This is a genomic window from Nocardioides sp. GCM10027114, assembly GCF_042659625.1.
Classification (GTDB): domain Bacteria; phylum Actinomycetota; class Actinomycetes; order Propionibacteriales; family Nocardioidaceae; genus Nocardioides.
The window spans coordinates 162,136-180,975 of sequence record NZ_JBHSSS010000026.1 but is presented as its reverse complement, the minus strand read 5'-3'; the positions used below and the strand labels follow the sequence as shown (position 1 = coordinate 180,975).

Below are 18,840 nucleotides of genomic sequence, written 5' to 3'. Positions count from 1 at the left end.
GGCATGGACGTTACCGCGGCCGAGCCGGAGACGCCCCCGATGATCCGGCTCAACGGCGTGGGAAAGACCTATCCGGACGGGACCGTGGCGGTCCAGCAGCTCGATCTCGAGGTGCGGCGCGGCGAGCTCGTCGTGCTCGTCGGGCCGTCGGGGTGCGGCAAGTCGACGACGCTGAAGATGATCAACCGGCTGATCGAGCCGACCACCGGCACGATCGAGATCGACGGCCGCGACGTCACCCACCAGGACCCGGTGCAGCTGCGGCGGGGCATCGGCTACGTCATCCAGCAGGTGGGGCTCTTCCCCCACCAGAAGATCGTCACCAACGTGATGACGGTGCCGCTGCTGTACGGCGAGTCGAAGGCGCACGCCCGCGAGCGCGCCCACGAGCTGATGGAGATGGTCGGTCTCGACGCCGCGACGTACGCCGACCGCTACCCGCACCAGCTGTCCGGCGGGCAGCGGCAGCGGGTCGGGGTGGCCCGCGCGCTCGCCGCGGACCCGCCGGTGCTGCTGATGGACGAGCCGTTCGGGGCGGTCGACCCGGTGGTCCGGGTGCGGCTGCAGGACGAGTTCCTGCGGCTGCAGCGCGAGCTCGACAAGACCGTCGTGCTGGTCACCCACGACATCGACGAGGCCGTCCGCATGGGCGACCGGGTCGCGGTCTTCGCCGAGGGCGGGCGGCTGGCGCAGTACGCCACACCGGTCGAGCTGCTCGGCCGGCCGGCCGACGACTTCGTGGCCGACTTCGTCGGGTCGACGCGCGGGCTGCGGCGGCTGACGGTCACCCCCATCGACCCGGCCCACCTCGAGCCGATCGACGACGTCAGCACCGGCGACCTCGCCGCGGCGATCGACGTCGACGCCACGCTCGAGGAGGCGCTGGCGGTGCTGCTGCGCGACGACCGGCCCATGGTGGGCGTCAAGGACGGCGCGCGGTTCGTCGGCGTGCTGACGCCGAACGGGATCCACCGGGCGCTGCGGGCGTCGCTGCGGGAGCCGGCCGAGCCGGCTGGCTGAGGCCCGCCGCCCTGTCGGGTGCTGGCGGGTCGCCCCTGGCGCCCCTCGCGTCACACCGCTCGGCCACTCCCGGCGCTTCTCGGGCACTGCAGTGGCCGAGGAGCGAGGCGATCCCCGGATATCCGGGGATCGCTACGCCACCGGCCGTCAGCCCTCCGCGACCGTCACGTCCCGGTGCCAGGACTCGGTGACGTACCGCGTCTGCCAGCCCATCGAGGTGTAGAGGCCGGCGGCGCCGGTGGGCGAGTCGGCATCGACCTCGAGGCCGACGCGGTCGCGGCCGCGGGCGGCGGCGTCGGCGATGATCGTGTTGAGCAGGCCCTTGGCGACGCCCCGGCCGCGGGCGGCCTCGAGGACGCCGAGGTAGGCGACGTAGGAGCCGTCGGGGCCGGTGTTGCTCTCCGAGACGGTGCCGACGAGCGCACCGATCGGCTCACGGTCCTCGCCGGTGCCGAGCTCGGCCAGCCACCAGTGGTCCCAGCGGTGGCCGGGGTCCTCGCGCAGCCGGTACAGGAACTCCTCGAAGGTCTCCTCGTAGGAGTTGAAGTGGTCGACGAAGGCGCCCTCCAGCACCTCGTGGAGCTCACGCAGGTCGGTCTCCTCGGGCATCCCCGAGCCGGCGCGGCGGACCCGGCGGAAGACGACCTCGCCCTTCTGCCAGTGGGCAGGGTCGTCGACGAGCGTCGCCTCGTCGGGCGTCACCGGGCGGCTCATCTGCCACCAGGTGCGGACCCGCTCGAAGCCGGCGCCGGCCAGCCAGCGGTGCTGGCGCTCGTCGTCGGCGAACGCGCCCGTGTCGATCTGCTGCACCTCGAGGCCGCGGGCCCTCCCGACCTCGCGGGCCTGACCCACCGCCCACTCGAAGAGCACCGTGGAGCAGCGGTCCGCGACGTCCTCCGGGATGTCGCGCTCGACGATGTGCACGAACAGCATCCGGCCCTCGGCGCGGTCGTGGACGCTGCCCCACGCCCGGATCTCGCCGTCCGCGTCGCGCAGGACGACGTTCTCGCGGGTCCGCAGCCCCTGCTCGGACACCTCGACGAGGACGTCGTCGACCGAGGCGCCCGCCCAGCCGCGGCCGTGGCGCTCGTGGGCGCGCAGCAGCTGGGTCAGCCGGGCGACGACGAAGCGGTCGCTCGGGTCGGGCGGCTCGACGGTCCACCCCCGGGGCAGTGGCGCGTCGTCCGGAAGGACTTCGTCGGGATCGCTCTCGAAACGGTTGTCCTCGGGAATCACCCGCCCATCCTGCCGTATCCGGGGAAGCACGAAGCCACCCGGCACGGCCGGGTGGCTTCGTGTGTGGGGCTTTCGGGCGCGAGCCGCGCGCCCGGATCAGGCGTGGCGGACGACCGGGGCCTGCTCCCAGGCGAGGAGCTCGGCCTGCAGGACGTCGATCTCCTTCTCGAGCTCGGCAACCCGCAGCGCTGCCTCGGTGGCCCGCTTTTCGGCGGCCTCGAGACGCGCGAGGGTCTCGCGGCCGTGCTTCTCGGCGACCTCGGCGCGACGCGCCTCGGCGTTGAACTTGCGGGTGGCGTCGACGGCGCGCTTCTGGGCGGCGGTCAGCGCCTGCTCGAGCTCGCCCAGGGCGTGCTCCTGGCGCTCGACGCGCTGGCGCATGCTCGTGGCGAACGTGTGGTGCTCGGCGGTGCGCTGCTCGGTGAGCTCGCGGTAGGCCTGGGCCTGCTCGGCCCGGTCGCGGGCGGCGTCACGCCGCGTCTGCATCAGCTCGGAGTGGGTGATCCGGGTGGCGGCGGCCCCGAGCGCCACCGAGAGGACCGCAGCGGAGGTGACGACGAGCCACGCTCCGTGCACGACGGCGCCGGCCACTGCCGACGCCGCGAGGACGATCAGTGCGACAGCGACGGTGAGCCTGGCGCTCCGCTGTCGTCGACGAGCCTGAGGGGAAGCCATGTTCTCAGGTTAGGGCTCGCGGGGCCCGGAACGGACGCGACACGCGCGCTCGAGCAGGAGTGCCGTGACGGCGATGCCGAGGCCCCCGACGGCGGCCACCGCCGAGCGCCACACCCGCTGGGTGCCGAGCTCGGTGTCGACGCCCAGCCAGCTGACCGCGTAGCCGGCGTACGCCCCCGCCACCAGGGCGCCCACGAGCGCGCAGGCCCGCGCCAGCACCAGCCGGTTCACGGCCCGGTGAGGCTCGAGGTACTCGCGGCGCACGTGCACCGTGCGCCAGGTCAGCCACGCAGTCGCCCCGAGGATCGCGGTGACGAACAGCAGCCCCATCGGCTGCAGCCACGTCACGATCGGCGCCGTGCCGAGGGCGCGCTCCCCCAGCGGCCGCAGCAGCCAGCCGCCGATGAGGCCGGCGACCGCCCACGGCAGCAGGGCCCGCGGCGGCGTCGGCTCGAGGTGCCCCTCGGGCTCGGGCGGCTGCCCGTCCTCCGACAGCTCGTCGTCGGACGGGTCGCGGCTCACTGCAGCTCGATGGTCAGGTCGTCGCGGCGGGTGACGCCCGACCGGTCGACCTTCTCCAGGAGCTCGGCGATCGGGCCGTGGTCGGGCAGCACGGCGTCGGGCTCGAGGTCGTGCCACGGCTGGAGCACGAAGGCCCGCTCGTGCGCGCGCGGGTGCGGAAGCTGCAGCGAGTCCTCGTCGGCGCGGCGGTCGCCCACCACGATCAGGTCGACGTCGAGCGTCCGGGGCGCGTTGTGGACGTCGCTGCGCTCACGGCCGTAGGCGTCCTCTATCGCCAGCGCACGGTCCAGCAGCCGGTTGGCGGCGAGGGTGGTGTCGGCCAGCACGACGAGGTTGAGGTAGGGCTTGGCGTCCTCCGGGCTGTCGACCGGCTGGGTCTCGTAGACCGCCGACACCGCCGTCACCCACACGTCCGGGGTGTCCGCCAGTGCGTCGACGGCCCCCTGCAGGGTCACCTTCCGCTCGCCCAGGTTGGAGCCCAGGGAGAGCACCACGCGGCGGATGGGACGCATCTCGCCGGTGAGCGTGTCCGCGTCGACGATGTGCGGGTTGGGGGTCTCAGTCACGGTCGGCCCTCGCGTTTCCGGGTGATCGTCAGGGCGACGTCGGTGAACGTCGCGTCGATGGGTGCTTCCGGCTTGTGAACGGTGACCCGGACCCATTGAACCCCGGCGTCCAAAAGGCAGACGTCCGCGACGCGCTGGGCAAGGGTCTCGATCAGGTCGACCGGATCTCTCTCCACGGCGGTCTTCACCGCGGCGACGAGACTTCCGTAGTCGACCGTGTCATGCAAGTCGTCCGAGGACGCCGCCTGCGTGGAGTCGACCCCCATCGTGAGATCGATCACGAACGGTTGGCCCTCCCGCCGCTCCGCCTCGAAGACGCCGTGGTGGGCGAAGCACTCGATGCCCGTCACGCTCAGCTCGTCGGTCCCGATCGGCGTGCTGCCGAGATCTTCGGTCACGGGTCTCCTCCCATCGCGGCCACGACGCGCAGCGCGTCGCGGTGGGCGCGTACGTCGTGCACGCGCAGCCCCCAGAGCCCCTCGCGGGCCAGCAGCACGCTGAGCGCCACGCCGGCGGCCTCCCGGTCGTCGACGGGGCGGGGCGTGCCGTCCTCGTCCGCCAGCAGGTGGCCCAGGAACGTCTTGCGGCTCGCGCCGACCAGCAGTGGGTGGCCGAGCCCGCGCAGCTCCGCCAAGCCGCGCAGCAGCGCCCAGTTGTGCTCGGCGGTCTTCGCGAACCCGAGGCCCGGGTCGAGCACGATCCGCTCGGCGGCGACCCCGGCCGCCAGCATCGCGTCGACCCGTCCCGCCAGCTCGTCGCGCACGCCCGCCACGGCGCCGCCGGGGCCGTCGTACACGGCCCGCTCCTGCATCCGGTCGCTGTGGCCGCGCCAGTGCATCGCGACGTAGGTGACGCCCGCGTCCGCCACGGCCGGCAGCATCGCGGGGTCGGCGAGCCCGCCGGAAACGTCGTTGACGATGGTCGCGCCCGCCTCGACCGCGGCCCGCGCCACCTCGGCGCGCATGGTGTCGACGGAGACGGTGGCCCCGGCACCGGCAAGCGCGCTGATCACGGGGACGACGCGGGCGAGCTCCTCCTCGATCAGCGGCCGGGTGGCGCCCGGGCGGGTGGACTCGCCGCCGATGTCGAGGACGTCGGCGCCCTGGCGCACCAGCTCGAGGCCGTGCGCGACGGCGGCGTCGGTGTCGGCCCAGCGGCCGCCGTCCGAGAACGAGTCGGGGGTGACGTTGACGACGCCCATCAGCCGCGGCAGCGCGGCCGCGGGCCGGGTCGCGGGCGTCGGGTCGCGTCCGAGGGGGGTGTCCACCAGGCTCCCCGGCTCAGTGGTTGCGGTGGATCAGCGCCATCGCCTCGGCCCGGGTGGCGGCGTTGTGCATCATGCCGCGCACCGCGGAGGTGATGGTGCGGGCGCCGGCCTTGCGCACCCCGCGCATCGTCATGCACAGGTGCTCGGCCTCGATGACCACGATGACGCCCTTGGGCTCGAGGATCTCCATGAGCGCGTCGGCGACCTGCGTGGTGAGCCGCTCCTGGACCTGCGGGCGCTTGGCGTAGACGTCGACCAGCCGCGCCAGCTTGGAGAGCCCGGTGATCTTGCCGGAGTCCGAGGGGATGTAGCCGACGTGCGCGACCCCGGTGAAGGGGACCAGGTGGTGCTCGCACATCGACCACAGCTCGATGTCGCGCACCAGCACCATCTCGTCGTGACCGAGGTCGAAGGTGGTGGTGAGGACGTCCTCGGGCTTCATCCGCAGCCCGCCGGTCAGCTCGGCGTACGCCCGGGCGACGCGCGCCGGGGTGTCCTTGAGGCCGTCGCGTTCGGGGTCCTCGCCGATCGCGAGCAGCAGCTCGCGGACCGCCCGCTCCGCCCGCTCGTGGTCGAAGTCGGGGAGGTCGTCCCGCGGCGGGAGGTGGATCGGGTCGGTCATCGCGGACCCTCGCCCGACGGACCCGGCGGCTCGCTCGGCGGCACGCCGAGACCGGGGTCGCCGTGGACGTCGCCGCCGGCGCCCGGGGGCGTGATGATGACGCCGCCCTCGCCGTGACCGTCGGCACCGTCGGCCCCGTTGGCCCCGTCGGCCCCGCGGGCGCCGTTGGCGACGGCCCGGTCGCGAATCTCCTGGGGGACCTCGATCGGCGGGATCGTCGACGGGATGCGGTGGGGCGAGCCCGTCCAGGCCGGCCGCGCCTCGCGCCGCCGCAGCGGCTCGAAGATCCGGGCGACCTCCTCCTTGTCGAGGGTCTCCTTGTCCATCAGCGCCAGCACGAGGGCGTCGAGGACGTCGCGGTTCTCCTCGAGGATGTCGAAGGCCTCCTGGTGGGCGTCGGCGAGCAGCCGCTTGGTCTCCTCGTCGACCACCGCGGCGACGTCCTCGGAGTAGTTCCGGGCGTGGCCGAGGTCGCGGCCGAGGAACGGCTCGGAGTTGGACTCGCCGAGCTTGATCGCGCCGAGCCGCTCGGTCATGCCGTACTGGGTGACCATCGCGCGGGCCAGGTTGGTGGCCTTCTCGATGTCGTTGCCGGCGCCGGTGGTCGGGTCGTGGAAGACCATCTCCTCCGCGGCGCGGCCGCCCAGCATGTAGGCGAGCTTGTCCAGCATCTCGGAGCGGGTCTGGGAGTACTTGTCCTCGTCGGGCAGCACCATCGTGTAGCCCAGCGCCCGGCCGCGCGGCAGGATCGTCACCTTGTGCACCGGGTCGGTGCCGGGGAGCGCCGCGGCGACGAGGGCGTGGCCGCCCTCGTGGTAGGCGGTGATGAGCTTCTCCTTCTCGCTCATCAGGCGGGTACGGCGCTGCGGGCCCGCGATCACCCGGTCGATCGCCTCGTCGAGCGACTCGTTGCTGATGAGCTTCTGGTTCTGCCGGGCGGTCAGCAGCGCCGCCTCGTTGAGCACGTTGGCCAGGTCGGCGCCGGTGAAGCCGGGGGTCCGGCGGGCCACGCTCATCAGGTCGATGCCCTCGGCCATCGGCTTGCCGCGGGAATGGACCTTCAGGATCAGGTGACGGCCGTTGAGGTCGGGAGCGTCGACCTGGATCTGGCGGTCGAAGCGGCCCGGCCGCAGCAGGGCCGGGTCGAGCACGTCGGGCCGGTTGGTCGCGGCGATGAGGATGACGCCGCCGCGCACGTCGAAGCCGTCCATCTCGACGAGCAGCTGGTTGAGGGTCTGCTCGCGCTCGTCGTGGCCGCCGCCCATGCCGGCGCCGCGGTGGCGGCCTACGGCATCGATCTCGTCGATGAAGACGATAGCGGGGGCGTTCTCCTTGGCCTGCTCGAACAGGTCGCGGACCCGGGAGGCGCCGACACCGACGAACATCTCGACGAAGTCGGAGCCGGAGATGGAGTAGAAGGGAACGCCGGCCTCACCCGCGACGGCGCGGGCGAGCAGCGTCTTGCCGGTGCCCGGGGGCCCGTAGAGCAGCACGCCCTTGGGGATCTTGGCGCCGACGGCCTGGAACTTGGCGGGCTCCTGGAGGAACTCCTTGATCTCGCCGAGCTCCTCGATGGCCTCCTCGCAGCCGGCGACGTCGGTGAACGTCGACTTCGGCATGTCCTTGGAGATCAGCTTGGCGCGCGACTTGGCGAACTGCATGACGCCGCGGCCGCCGCCGCTCTGCACGTTGTTCATCAGCCACAGGAAGACCAGGATGATCAGCAGGAACGGCAGCACCGTGGCGAGGATCGAGCCGATGACGCTCGGCTTCGGCACCTCGGTGTTGTACTCCTCAATCTCGCCGGCCTCGACCTGGTCGGAGACGAGGGCCTCGAGCTCGTCCTGGGTCTCGCTCAGCCAGAACGACGTGACCTGGCGCCCGCCCTCGCGGTCGACCGAGTCGTCCAGGGTGGCCCGGATCTGCTGGTCGCCGTCGATGAACGTGAGCTCCTTCACCTCTCCCGAGGCGATGTAGTCGTTCATCTGGGACGTGGTGATCTCGTCGTACTCGCTGCCGCTGGCGAAGTACTGCAGGGCGAGGAGCACGCCGATGACGGCGAGCAGGCTCCACACCCACGGACCCTTGAATATGCGCTTCACAGGCTTCTCTCGAATCAGGATCTGCTGAACCCACGACGGTACACGTCGTCGGCAATCACGATTCTCTCAGGAAATGCGGCGGAACCGGAGGGCCGACCGGACGGCGCCGGACCGGAGGGTGCTCAGGAGTAGACGTGGGGCGCGAGCGTGCCGATGTCGCGCAGGTTGCGGTACCGCTCGCGGTAGTCGAGTCCGTAGCCGACGACGAACTCGTTGGGGATGTCCCAGCCGACGTACTTGACGTCGACGGGCATCTGCAGCGCCTCCGGCTTGCGCAGGAGGGTGCAGATCTCGACGCTCGCGGGCTCGCGGGAGTTGAGGTTGGACGTCAGCCACGACAGCGTCAGGCCGGTGTCGATGATCTCGTCGACGATCACGACGTGGCGGCCCGAGATGTCGGTGTCGAGGTCCTTGAGGATCCGGACGACGCCGCTCGACTTGGTGCCGGAGCCGTACGACGAGACGGCCATCCAGTCCATCTCGATGTGGCGGCTGAAGCTGCGGGCGAGGTCGGCCATCACCATGACCGCACCGCGCAGGATCCCGACGATGAGGAGGTCCTGCCCCTCGTAGTCGGCCTCGATGTCCTTGGCCAGCTGGCCGAGCCGCTCCTGGATCTGGGCCTCCGTGAAGAGGACGTTGACCAGGTCGTTCTCCACGTGGGATGCGTCCATGCCCCGGGAGCCTACGTTCAGCCGATCCAGGCCCTCGCGTTGGGGCGCGTCCGGCTGGGCCTCGTCACCTTCAGGGTGACCGCCCGGGAGCCCGAGGCCTTCAGGAACTCGTCGCCCTTGTACGACGCCCGGAGGGCGTAGCTGCCCCTGCCGAGCTTCCCGAGCACGATGGTCAGCTTGCCCTTGTTGGCAGGACGCAGCACCCCGGAGCCGAGCACGTCCCCGTCGCTGGTCACGGTCACCTTGCCGGTCGGCACCAGGCCGTCGCAGGCGACGTCGTCACAGCCGACGCTCACGGTGACCCTGCCCTTCTCCGAGGTCGTGATGCTGCTGTCCGCGAGCTTGGCGCTGGTCTTCGACTCCTGCGGCTTGCGCTGCAGCACCACGTCGCCGAGGGCGCGGACCCAGCCTCCCCTCGCAACGGTGACCTCTTCGACGGTCCTCGAGAAGTACCCCTTCTTGGAGAAGGTCACGTCGTAGGTGCCCTTGCCACCGACGAAGAGGCCGAAGTAGCCGGGCCGGGGGGCGCTGTTGCCGTCGGGGTCGTCGTAGGAGAGGTCGGATGCGGCCACCACGCCGCGCTGGTTGACCGCCTGGACCGTCACGTCGAGGACCGGGCGGTTGCCCTGGTCGACGACCACTCCCCAGATCTTCGGCTCAGGAGCGGCCGCGGCAGGCGTGACGGCGAGGCCGGACAGGGTCAGGCCGAGGGCCGAGACAGCGAGTGCGCACACTCGCACAGAGGACGAACGGACCATGGAAGGCCTCCTGGAGAGGCCCGGCAGCTGCCGGGAGGGGGGGGAGCGGAGCGAGTACATGATCGGCACGCCGCCGGCTACCTCGAGGCGTTTCGTCCATTTCTTCACTTTCTCGCTCATCCCCGGCCGACGCCTTCCGGGGGCGGGGCTCGAAGACCCCGCCCCCGTTCGGTGAGTCAGCCCAGCGACGGCATGGGTCGACCGTGTGCCTTGCGGACATTCAGGACGACCGCTTCGGACCGGGAGCGTTCGAACCGTTCGGTCCCGGCGTACACCGCCAGCACCCGGTGCGAGCCGGCACTCAGCAGTGGCAGCCGAACCGTCAACCGTCCGTCGTCGGACCGCTCGACGTCGACCGTCCGCATCGTCATGCCGTCGACGCGCAGTCGCACCTGACCGACCACCGGCCTGTTGCCAGGACTGCTGACGTTGACCTTGACCAGTGCTCGCTCGCCCGCCCGCACGACCGGGTCCGGGATGCGGACCCTGGTCCGCGTCGGCGACGCGGGCGGCTCGGGGACCGCCACTTCGTCGCTGCTCGCCGACCCGTCGGCGTGCCCGTCCCTCGCGGCGGTGACCACGGCCATGAGGTCGCGACCCTGGTCGGCCCTCGTCACGGCGTACGTCGCGGCCGTCCCTCCGGCGATGGGCTCGCCGTCCCGGAACCACTGGTAGCCGAACTGCAGGCCGGTTGCGTCCCACCTGCCGTCGCTGACGGTCAGCGTGTCGCCGAGTCCCGTGTCGCCGGTGATCACCGGCGAGGAGAGCGCGGTCGCGGCGTCGCCGATCCCGACCAGCACGGCGGTCGAGGCTGCGCGGCCCTCGGGACGTCCCTCGGCCGTGGCCGTGACAGACACCGACAGCTGGCGGCCGCGGTCGGCGGGCATGGCCCGGTAGTCCGCCCCGGTCGCGCCGGCGATCGGCTCACCGTCCCGGCGCCACTGGTAGGCGAAGGCCAGCCCGTCGACGTCCCAGGTGCCGGGGTGGGCGGTCAGCACGCGGCCGACCTTGGCCACGCCCGTGACGGACGGGGATGCGGTGGCCTTAGGTGCCTGCGGGGGCTCCGGGGTCCCGCCACCGCCGCCACCGCCGCCCGGGGCAGCCTCGACGGTCGCCGACTGCAGCTCGAACGACACCGGGTCGAAGCCGACGACCGCGCCCGTGCCGTTCTCCTGCACGTAGTCGGGACGCCGCGCGATCGAACGGACCGTGATCCTCTTGCCCTGGTCGGCTCCGGTCAGGGTGTATCTGTCTCCCGTCCCGACGACCTCACCGTCGCGCACCCACTCGATGCGCTCGTGCTCCAGGCCGCCGTTCCACCCGCCGGGGGTTGCCGTGAGCACCTGTCCCACGCGAGGCGTGCCGGTGAGCACGGGCGCATCCTTCGGCTGGGGCTGCTGGGCACCGGGGCACTGCACCTTGATGAGCAGGTCGAGCCGCGGCGGCGGCACCGTCATCGCGTTGGTCGTCGTGACGTCGCAGAGGACACCGCCGCTGCGGGCGTCTGACACGGAGACCTTGTAGTCGTCGGGCGTGACGTCCCAGCGGAAGAAGCCGGTCTCCGTCGTCCGGGACGGGTTGGCGACGTTCACCGTCGGGTCCATCACCGACTCGTCGCCGTCCTCGACCGGGAGGAAGGCACCGTTCTCCTCCTTGAGCAGCGTCACCATCGCACCCGGGATCGGCCGGCCGTACTGGTCAGCGACGATGCCGGACGGGTCGATGTAGACGGTGAAGCTGGTCGGCTTCTCGGCACACTCACCGTCGATCTCGGCCGGCACGTTGGTCTGGATGGTCGCCAGTCCCGTCGCACTGAAGCCGGGGATCGTGCCCGTGTACTGGCCCTCGGGGTCCTCGGTCATCGTTCCGGTCATGGAAGGGGCGCCGTTGCTGAAGACGACGGTCCAGGTCGGGTCCTCGACGCCGGCACAGCCGCTGACCTGCAGTGTCTGCGACGTGGCGTAGAACAGAGACGGGATCGTCTCGTCCTCGTCGTAGAACCGTCGACCGCTGTCGGGAAGCTCCGCCGACGGCGGCATGGGAACCAGCCCCTCGAGCTCGATCGGCAGCGAAGCGACCTCGCCGCGCCGCACCACGACCTCCTGGACGGTGCCGAACAGATCGCTGCGCCACGGGGCGTCGACCCGGACGGAGTACCTGATTCCGGCGTCGGTGGCCAGCAGGGTCGGGGCAGCACCGTCGGCGCCCACCGCCTGTCCGTCCTCGTTGGTCGTCAGGTGCTGGCAGTCCCAGGCACGCACTCGGCAGACGGTCACGGAGGCTCCCTGGACCGGGTTTCGAGGCGCAGTGGCACGCTGCACGCTCAGGTCGAGCGTGCCGACCCCCTCATCGGCACCCAGGATCCGGCCGACGTGGGCGTAGCCCCACCCGTCACGGTGTTCGGCCTTCCGGGCGGCGACGAAGACGGAGAGCCACTTCCCGCCGTCGGCCGCCACCGGCGTGTAGCTGTCACCGGTCCCGACCCGGTCACCGCCGACGTACCACTCGTAGGTGTACCCGTCCGGCTCGACCTCCCGGCGATCGGGGTCGTACGAGACCCAGGTGCCAAGGTCGAGAGTGAGGAGGCTGCCCACCCTGGGCGTCCCGGCGATGACGGGGCTCTTCTCGTTGTAGAGCGCGGGAATGTCCGTGACCAGTCCGGTGGGCGCTGAGGCCACGGTCACGGGCGCCGTACCGGCGGCGCCGGCTGCGGTCTCCTCGACGTGGATGCGGTATCCGGCCAGCCAGGACGGGATCTCGTAGGAGTCGCTCTCGACCCCCCACAGACGGAACCGGAAGTCACGAGCGCTGTCGCCGTCGGCCCACCCGGGCACGGCGTACCACTCATAGGAGAGGTCGACATCTGCGGGCGACCAGGTGCCCGGCTCGATCGTCAGCATCCTGCCGGCCTTCGCCTCGCCGGACAGTGCGGGAGCCACGAGGTTGTCGGCCGCCCGGGACCCGACCACGACCGAGTCGGACTCGGCCGAACCGTTCTCGTGGCCGATCTTGGTTGCGGTCACCGAGACGGAGATGCTGTCCCCGGCCTCGACGCCGTCCGCGGACGCGACCGTGTAGGTGTCACCGGTCGCGCCAAGGATCGGCGAACCGTTGTTGACCCACTGGAACTGGAAGGCGAGCTGACGGTCCGGGAACGACCACTCACCTGGGTCTGCCGCCAGCGTCTCTGCCTCGGCGGCAACGCCGCTGATGGACGGCTTCACGAAGTTCGTGGGCGCAGCCGAACGGAGCACGTCGGCGCCGTTGGAGGTGGCCTCTCCGCTGGAGTGGCCGGCCCGATGTGCCAGGACCCGCACCGACAGCACCCCGTCGACATCTGCGCTGCGCACGATGTGGTGCCTCGAGTTCGCACCGGCGATCGCGGCTCCATCCAGCAGCCACTGGTAGGAGTAGCGGTCCGCCGTCGGGGACCAGGTCCCAGGCTGAGCCGTGACGCGCTCGCCGGCGCGGAGAGCCGTCGGAATGTACGGTCCCGCTCCCGGCGTGCTGACGGGCGCTGTCCCCTTCTCAATCAGCAGGGCAGTCGAGTCGGCGGGGACGGGCGCCGCACCAGCGCGACGGGCTGTCACCCGGGCCGCGACCTCGGCGCCGAGGTCAGCGACCGTCGGCACGTAGTCGCGCTCGGTGGCACCCGCGATCGGCTGACCGTCACGCAGCCACTGGTACCCGAAGACCAGGTCCTCGCGGTCCCAGTCCCCGTCAGAGGTCGTGAGCAGGCCGCCCACGCGCGGCTCACCCGTGACCTGCGGCTGGGCCACGTTCTCCGCAGCCGCTGCCGGATGGACCGTGACCACGACCTCGCCCTCGTCGGTGCCGCCGGCGCCGTCGGTCACCTCATAGGTGAACCGGTCGGTGCCGGTGAAGTCGGCCTCGCTGGTGTAGCTGCAGACGCCGCCTTCGCAGGTCACGGAGCCGTGCTCAGGCTCCGAGACCGAGCCCGGCACCAGCGACAGCACGTCGCCGCGGTCGGGATCGGTGTCGTTGGCGAGGACGTCAACGGACGCGGTCTCGCCGCTGATCGCGTCGAGCGTGTCGTCGACCGCCGTCGGCGGCCGCAGGACGGGGCTGCCGCCCACGCCTGCGAAGCCGAACAGGAAGGTGTTCGGCGTGCCGAGGGTCGGCCCATCCTCGGTGCTCGGCTGTCCGAGCGAGTAGGCCTCCGCCTTCACCGCGGCGAGCCCGGCCAGAGCGGCCTGCTCGTCACCGGCAGCACCGTAGAACGTCCGGAACTCCTGGGTCTCACCCGGCGCGAGCGCGGGGAACTGGAAGTCGAACAGGGCACCGTGGTCGTCCGGTCCCGCGTCGGAGAAGTCGCCTGTGAGCCCTCTCCGGGAAGGCTTGCGCAGCGGATTGGCCGACGCGAAGCCGTCATTCGAGTTGTAGACGAGCTCACGGGCCTCGCCAGTCACCATCGTGACGTACTCGTTGAAGGCCGTCGGTTCGATGTCCCAGTCCATGACTCGGCGATAGCGAAGGTCCATGGGCGCGTCGGAGATGTTCTGAACGCTGACCTTGACGTCGTAGACGTTGTCACTCTCTTCCGAGGGCACGTAAACGTGGGTGACCCGGAAGGTGTCGTCGACGTTCACAACCGACTTGGCGGACCTGCCATCGGCAGAGACGTCAAAGCCTTCGAGCATCAGGTTCTTCGAGATGCCAGCGCTATTGTTCGCGAAGCCTCTGACACGTGACTCTGCGTCGGCGACGCCCCATCCTTCGCACTCGCACCCGGCCTGCGTGCCGTCGTTCCCGGTCGCGTCGTACTGCAGACCGATCTTTGGGCCAGCCAGGTTGAGCTGCCCAAGGCAGTTGACACCGAGCGAGACGGTGCCGTTGCTGATGACCTCTCCTTGGCAGGGGTCGAAGAAGATGGGGTCTACCCGGTAGGACTCGATGTCGGCCGACACCTCAAACGTGTCCGCTTCGCGGCCCGAGGCAGCACCCCCGAGCCACCGGACCTCGTCGTCGTGGACGGCCCGAATCGTGTAGATACCGCCGCGGTCGACGTGGTCGAAGCGGTAGTTGCTCACGCCGTCGGCCGCCGTCGCAGATCGCGCAGGGAGATCGGCCGCCTCGCTGGGGTGGTCGCCGGCGCTCCAGACTGCCTCCTGACGTTCCAACCCCTCGGGAGTCGCACGGAAGAGCGTGAGATGAGCCGCGAGCGGGATGCCTTCCGTGTCCACTACGGAACCCTCAACGACTGCAGTCTCGCGCGCGGTGAGCGCGATCGCCCCCAATGCCAAGGTCTCGAAGGACGCGATAGTGATTGTCTCGCCATCCAGGTACGCGGCCCCCTTGTAGGCGACACCATCGACATTGCCGCCCCGAACCTCCACCGCGTACGTGCCGGGGGTGAGCGCCCTACTGAATGACCCGGGCTGCTCCGCGGTGGCGTCACCGGTCCGAGCGGTGAAGGCATAACCGCGATCGACCTCGCGGAAGATCACGCGAAGTCCGCCGAGGCCAGAGCCTTCCGCGTCCGTCACTCGACCCGTCAGCGTGCCGTTGGCGGGATACATCGTTTGAACGCCAAGCCACCGCGACTCGCCCCCTTCAAGCCGAATCGGGCCAAGCTCACTGGGCTCGAGAGCGCGCTCGTCCTCGGGAACCGTCGAGAATCGGACGACGTACTTGCCGGGCGGCAGCTCGAAGCCGTAGAAGCCGTGCTGGTCCCCACCCTCACGCGGATCGGCATAGGTCAGCTCGGTCGCCACCGGAGTGTCGAGATCGTCCTCGGAGAACACCTGGACCTGGATGCCGTCCAGCGGCTTCCCGTCCTCGTCACGCACCACACCGAACATGCGCGTGACCTGCTCAGGCAGCGCGACCGTGTCGAGCGTGAGGGTCTGACGCCCCACCACGTCGACCGGCTCCCCGCCGTTGTAGCTGACTCGCCCGTATCGCGTCTCCCCGTCGACCCAGCGGCCATCGAACGTGACGGTGTAGCGGCCCGCGGGGAGGTCGAGCCGGAAGAAGCCGGCCTGGGTCTCGTCGCCTGCGAAGCGCGGACCCGTTTGGGCCCAGTAGGTGTGCCCGTTGTCGACGTTCTCAAGCTCAACCTGAACGCCATTGAGCGGCTGACCCAGCTCGTCGGTGACCGCGCCCTCGACCGACCCGGGCCGCCGCGGCATCGTCACGTCGTCGATGTGCAACGTCTCCCCGTCAGCGACGGTGAGCGTGCCCCCGTCCTCCGGACGCCAGGTCGAACCGAGGTCGCGCTCGTCGTCGGGGAGGACCTCGAAGCTCAGCCAGTAATCGCCGGCCGGGACGTGGAGACGGAAGAAGCCGTGCTGCGGCCCACCGGGGGTCTCCGAGGCGTAGGTCAGCTCGCTGACCGCCTGGTAGCCGTGGTTCCCCTCGACCTCGAACGCCCTCACCTGGATGTTGTCCAGAGCCTGACCCGTCTGATCGCGAACCACGCCGGTGATCTGCGAGGTCGTCGGCGGCGCGACTGTCAGCCTCGCGTGCACCGAAATGGATCCACTCGTCGAGTCGTCGATCGTGAAGGTGCCGGGCTCACCCCGATCGGGCATGTGGCGCGTCCCGTCTCCGAACGCCGGCCTGTACTGCCCGCTGTCGTCGTTGTAGCCCAAGACGTACTCGCCGGGTTCAGCGATCTCCAGGGTCGCTTCACCAGCATCGGTTCGCACCCAGCTGCCGTCGACGTAGTCCCACCATTGATCGGCCTCGTTCCAGCGGAACAGGGAGACGTCGATCCCGTCGAGGGGACCGCCCTCCCGGTCCGTCACGAGAACCTGGACCGTTCGACTGGCTGCAGTCGTCGCGGCACCCGCGATCGATGGCAGCGCGGAGACGACCAGCAGAAAGCTGGTGAGGACGAGCAGGAGCGCTTTGGGCGCGCGGCGATACCAGGACATTGCTTCCCCCGTATGTGCAGAGCTGGTGTGGCGCGGTGCCGCCGAGTCGCGCAGCCGTGCGGGCGGATTCAACTCCCGCCGACCGGTCGCGGGGAAGGGCTTTGGGGCCGAACCACCCGTTGTGACTACCTGCGGGTAACGACTGGGGTCATACGCGGTCCAGACCTCTCATCGCGACGCGCGGTCGGTCCGGCGTGGTCCTTGCCAAGGTGGCTCGGGACGGTGTCCGATTATCGGTTGATCACGACCTGGCCGGTTGACGCTCGAACCCGAGCATCCGCTCGCGGCGCAGGAACCGCAGATGCCCGGGCAGGTCGACCCACCGCTGGCCGTGCCAGTCGGTGACGAGGGCGTCCATCGCGAGGACGTGCTCGTGGAAGAGCTCGGCGGGCGGCGACCCGGCCGCCAGCGCGGCGAGCCGCAGCACCCGGCGGCGCACCGGGTCGGGCATCACCTCGAGGTCGGCGACCGGAAGCCGGTCCCCCAGTCCCGCCAGGGCCTGGTCGGCGAGGTCGTCGAGCAGCTCCATGTCGCTGCGCAACAGGTCGGCCGTGCGCGCCAGGCTCGCCGCCACACCGGGCCCCAGCTCCTCCTCGAGCACCGGCAGCACCCGGTCGCGCACCCGCACCCGGGCGTAGCGATGGTCGGCGTTGTGGGGGTCGTCCCAGACCTCGAGGCCCTCGACCTCGCACGCGGCCAGCGTCTCGGCGCGCGACAGGTCGAGCAGCGGCCGCCGGTAGCGGTCGAACGCGCGGCGCATCCCGGCCAGCGACCGGCCCCCCGAGCCGCGGGCCAGGCCCAGCAGCACGGTCTCGGCCTGGTCGTCGCGGGTGTGGCCGAGCAGCACGGCGGCCGCGTCGAGCCGCTCGGCCAGCTCGCCGAGCACGGCGTACCGGGCCTGCCGCGCGGCGGCCTCGGGGCCGAGGCCGCGGACCCCGACCTCGACCCGCGCGGACACGGTCTCGTCCACGCCCAGCGCCGCCATCCGCGCGACAACCCGCTCGGCGTGCGCTGCCGACCCATCCTGCAGGCCGTGGTCGACCGTCGCGCCGACCACCCGCCAGCCTGCCTTGCGGGCCTCGAAGACGGTGGCGGCCAGCAGCGCCGTCGAGTCGGCCCCGCCGGAGCAGGCGACGACCACGGTGCGACCCGGGTCGACGTCGGCGAGGCCGCGGCGTACGGCGAGGCGTACGGCCGCGACGGCCGGGTGCAGGGTCACGGCCCCGGACCTAGAGGACCCGGGCGACCCAGGCGTCGGGGTCCTTGATCTCGGCCTTGCCGGGGAGGTTCTCGGGGCGCTCCCACACGGCGTTGAAGTCGTCCATGCCGACCCGGTCGACGACGCCCCGCACGAAGCGGGCGCCGTCGCGGTACTGCGCCATCTTCGCGTCGAGGCCGAGCAGCTTGCGCAGCATCTTGTCGAGGGTGCCGACGCCGCGGCGGCGCTTGTCGAACTTGCGGCGGATCTCGGCGACGGACGGGATGACGGAGGGCCCGACGCCGTCCATCACCACGTCGGCGTGGCCCTCGAGCAGCGACATGACGCCGGTGACGCGGTCGAGGATCTCGCGCTGCTCGGGCGTGCCGAGCACCTCCATGAGGTTGCCGCTGCCGCCGCGGACCACCTCGCCGATCCGCTTGAGCCCCTCGTCGAGGAAGCGGCTCGGCTCGACGGTGTCGGCGAGGGCGTTCATCTCGGAGAAGAGGTGGTCCCGCATCCACGGCACGGCCGTGAACTGGACGCGGTGGGTCTCCTCGTGAAGGCAGACCCAGAGCCGGAAGTCGGTCGGGTCGCAGCCGAGCTCCCGCTCGACCTGCACGACGTTGGGGGCGACGAGCAGCAGCCGGCCCGACGGGTCGTGGAACGGGTCGAACTGCCCCAGGACCTTGCCGGCCAGGAAGCCGAGCAGGAGGCCCACCTCCGCCCCGGTGACCCGGGAGCCGACCGCCAAGGAGACGCCGCCCGGCGGCCCCTTCTTGTCGGCGAGCTTCTCGATCACGGGGCCGAGGATCTTGGCGAAGCCGTCGGCGTTGGCCTGCACCCAGCCCGGCCGGTCGACGACCAGCACCGGGGCGGTGAAGTCCTCGGCGACCAGGCCGGTGAACTCCTTGACCAGGCCGGTGGAGCGCTCGGCGTCGGCGCGCAGCTCGGCCACCGCCTCGGCTGCCTCCTCCGCGGTGACCGTCGGGCCGTCGCCGGCGAAACGCGTCCCCAGCGCCACGGCGAGGTCCCAGTCGACCATGGAGGTGCTCATGCGGCGACCCTACGCGCGGCCGGCAACCGCAGGTCCCGGGTGTCCCGCCCACGGCGCGTCGCCCCCCCCACGGGGTCGAGCCGCCGAGACCCGGTGACGCCACGGAGGTCGGGCCCGTCGAGACCCCTGGCATCGTGGGGTGCGGACCTGCCACGGTTGCGTGGCGTGGAGGATCGGCGCCGGGGCGCCTCGCACCTCAGCCACCGACTGGAGCGGGTCCCCAGAATTCTTTACCTTCTCCTTT

At 71.3% G+C, this 18,840-nt stretch carries 14 protein-coding genes; 1 reads left to right on the top strand and 13 read right to left on the bottom strand.

From position 1 onward, the window contains the following. The first annotated feature begins 3 nt into the window (after positions 1 to 3). On the top strand, positions 4 to 1,020 hold the full coding sequence (locus ACFP2E_RS15225; protein WP_378523658.1) for an ABC transporter ATP-binding protein: 1,017 nt from the start codon (positions 4 to 6) through the stop codon (positions 1,018 to 1,020). Between the two features lie 147 nt (positions 1,021 to 1,167). Here the strand turns inward: ACFP2E_RS15225 and ACFP2E_RS15220 are convergent, their stop codons facing one another. From ACFP2E_RS15220 to ACFP2E_RS15160, 13 genes are all read right to left on the bottom strand, one after another. Continuing rightward, entirely contained in the window at positions 1,168 to 2,256 is a 1,089-nt protein-coding gene (locus tag ACFP2E_RS15220) for a GNAT family N-acetyltransferase (RefSeq protein ID WP_378523657.1), read from the bottom strand. Between the two features lie 96 nt (positions 2,257 to 2,352). Then, a complete protein-coding gene (locus ACFP2E_RS15215; RefSeq protein ID WP_378523656.1) occupies positions 2,353 to 2,931 on the bottom strand; it encodes a hypothetical protein in 579 nt (192 codons plus the stop codon). Between the two features lie 9 nt (positions 2,932 to 2,940). Beyond that, entirely contained in the window at positions 2,941 to 3,453 is a 513-nt protein-coding gene (locus ACFP2E_RS15210) for a DUF3180 domain-containing protein (RefSeq protein ID WP_378523655.1), read from the bottom strand. Continuing rightward, entirely contained in the window at positions 3,450 to 4,019 is a 570-nt protein-coding gene (gene folK / locus ACFP2E_RS15205; protein ID WP_378523654.1) for a 2-amino-4-hydroxy-6-hydroxymethyldihydropteridine diphosphokinase, read from the bottom strand. Before folK ends, ACFP2E_RS15210 begins: the two co-directional genes overlap by 4 nt. Continuing rightward, complete coding sequence (folB, locus tag ACFP2E_RS15200; protein ID WP_378523653.1) at positions 4,016 to 4,417, bottom strand: dihydroneopterin aldolase; 402 nt, start codon at positions 4,415 to 4,417, stop codon at positions 4,016 to 4,018. Before folB ends, folK begins: the two co-directional genes overlap by 4 nt. Next, a complete protein-coding gene (gene folP, locus ACFP2E_RS15195) occupies positions 4,414 to 5,220 on the bottom strand; it encodes a dihydropteroate synthase (protein WP_378524168.1) in 807 nt (268 codons plus the stop codon). Before folP ends, folB begins: the two co-directional genes overlap by 4 nt. Before the next feature lie 79 nt (positions 5,221 to 5,299). Further along, positions 5,300 to 5,908 (bottom strand): GTP cyclohydrolase I FolE, encoded by a 609-nt coding sequence (folE, locus tag ACFP2E_RS15190; protein WP_378523652.1) that lies wholly within the window; start codon positions 5,906 to 5,908, stop codon positions 5,300 to 5,302. Beyond that, on the bottom strand, positions 5,905 to 8,010 hold the full coding sequence (gene ftsH / locus ACFP2E_RS15185) for an ATP-dependent zinc metalloprotease FtsH (RefSeq protein ID WP_378523651.1): 2,106 nt from the start codon (positions 8,008 to 8,010) through the stop codon (positions 5,905 to 5,907). Before ftsH ends, folE begins: the two co-directional genes overlap by 4 nt. 122 nt (positions 8,011 to 8,132) lie before the next feature. Then, on the bottom strand, positions 8,133 to 8,684 hold the full coding sequence (gene hpt / locus ACFP2E_RS15180) for a hypoxanthine phosphoribosyltransferase (RefSeq protein WP_378523650.1): 552 nt from the start codon (positions 8,682 to 8,684) through the stop codon (positions 8,133 to 8,135). 17 nt (positions 8,685 to 8,701) lie between these two features. Further along, complete coding sequence (locus ACFP2E_RS15175; protein WP_378523649.1) at positions 8,702 to 9,418, bottom strand: Ig-like domain repeat protein; 717 nt, start codon at positions 9,416 to 9,418, stop codon at positions 8,702 to 8,704. A gap of 200 nt (positions 9,419 to 9,618) precedes the next feature. Further along, positions 9,619 to 16,212, bottom strand: a complete 6,594-nt coding sequence (locus ACFP2E_RS15170; protein WP_378523648.1) for an Ig-like domain-containing protein — start codon at positions 16,210 to 16,212, stop codon at positions 9,619 to 9,621. Positions 16,213 to 16,582: 370 nt separating this feature from the next. After that, complete coding sequence (tilS, locus tag ACFP2E_RS15165) at positions 16,583 to 17,560, bottom strand: tRNA lysidine(34) synthetase TilS (RefSeq protein WP_378523647.1); 978 nt, start codon at positions 17,558 to 17,560, stop codon at positions 16,583 to 16,585. A gap of 10 nt (positions 17,561 to 17,570) precedes the next feature. Then, a complete protein-coding gene (locus ACFP2E_RS15160) occupies positions 17,571 to 18,596 on the bottom strand; it encodes a zinc-dependent metalloprotease (protein WP_378523646.1) in 1,026 nt (341 codons plus the stop codon). Positions 18,597 to 18,840: the final 244 nt, after the last annotated feature.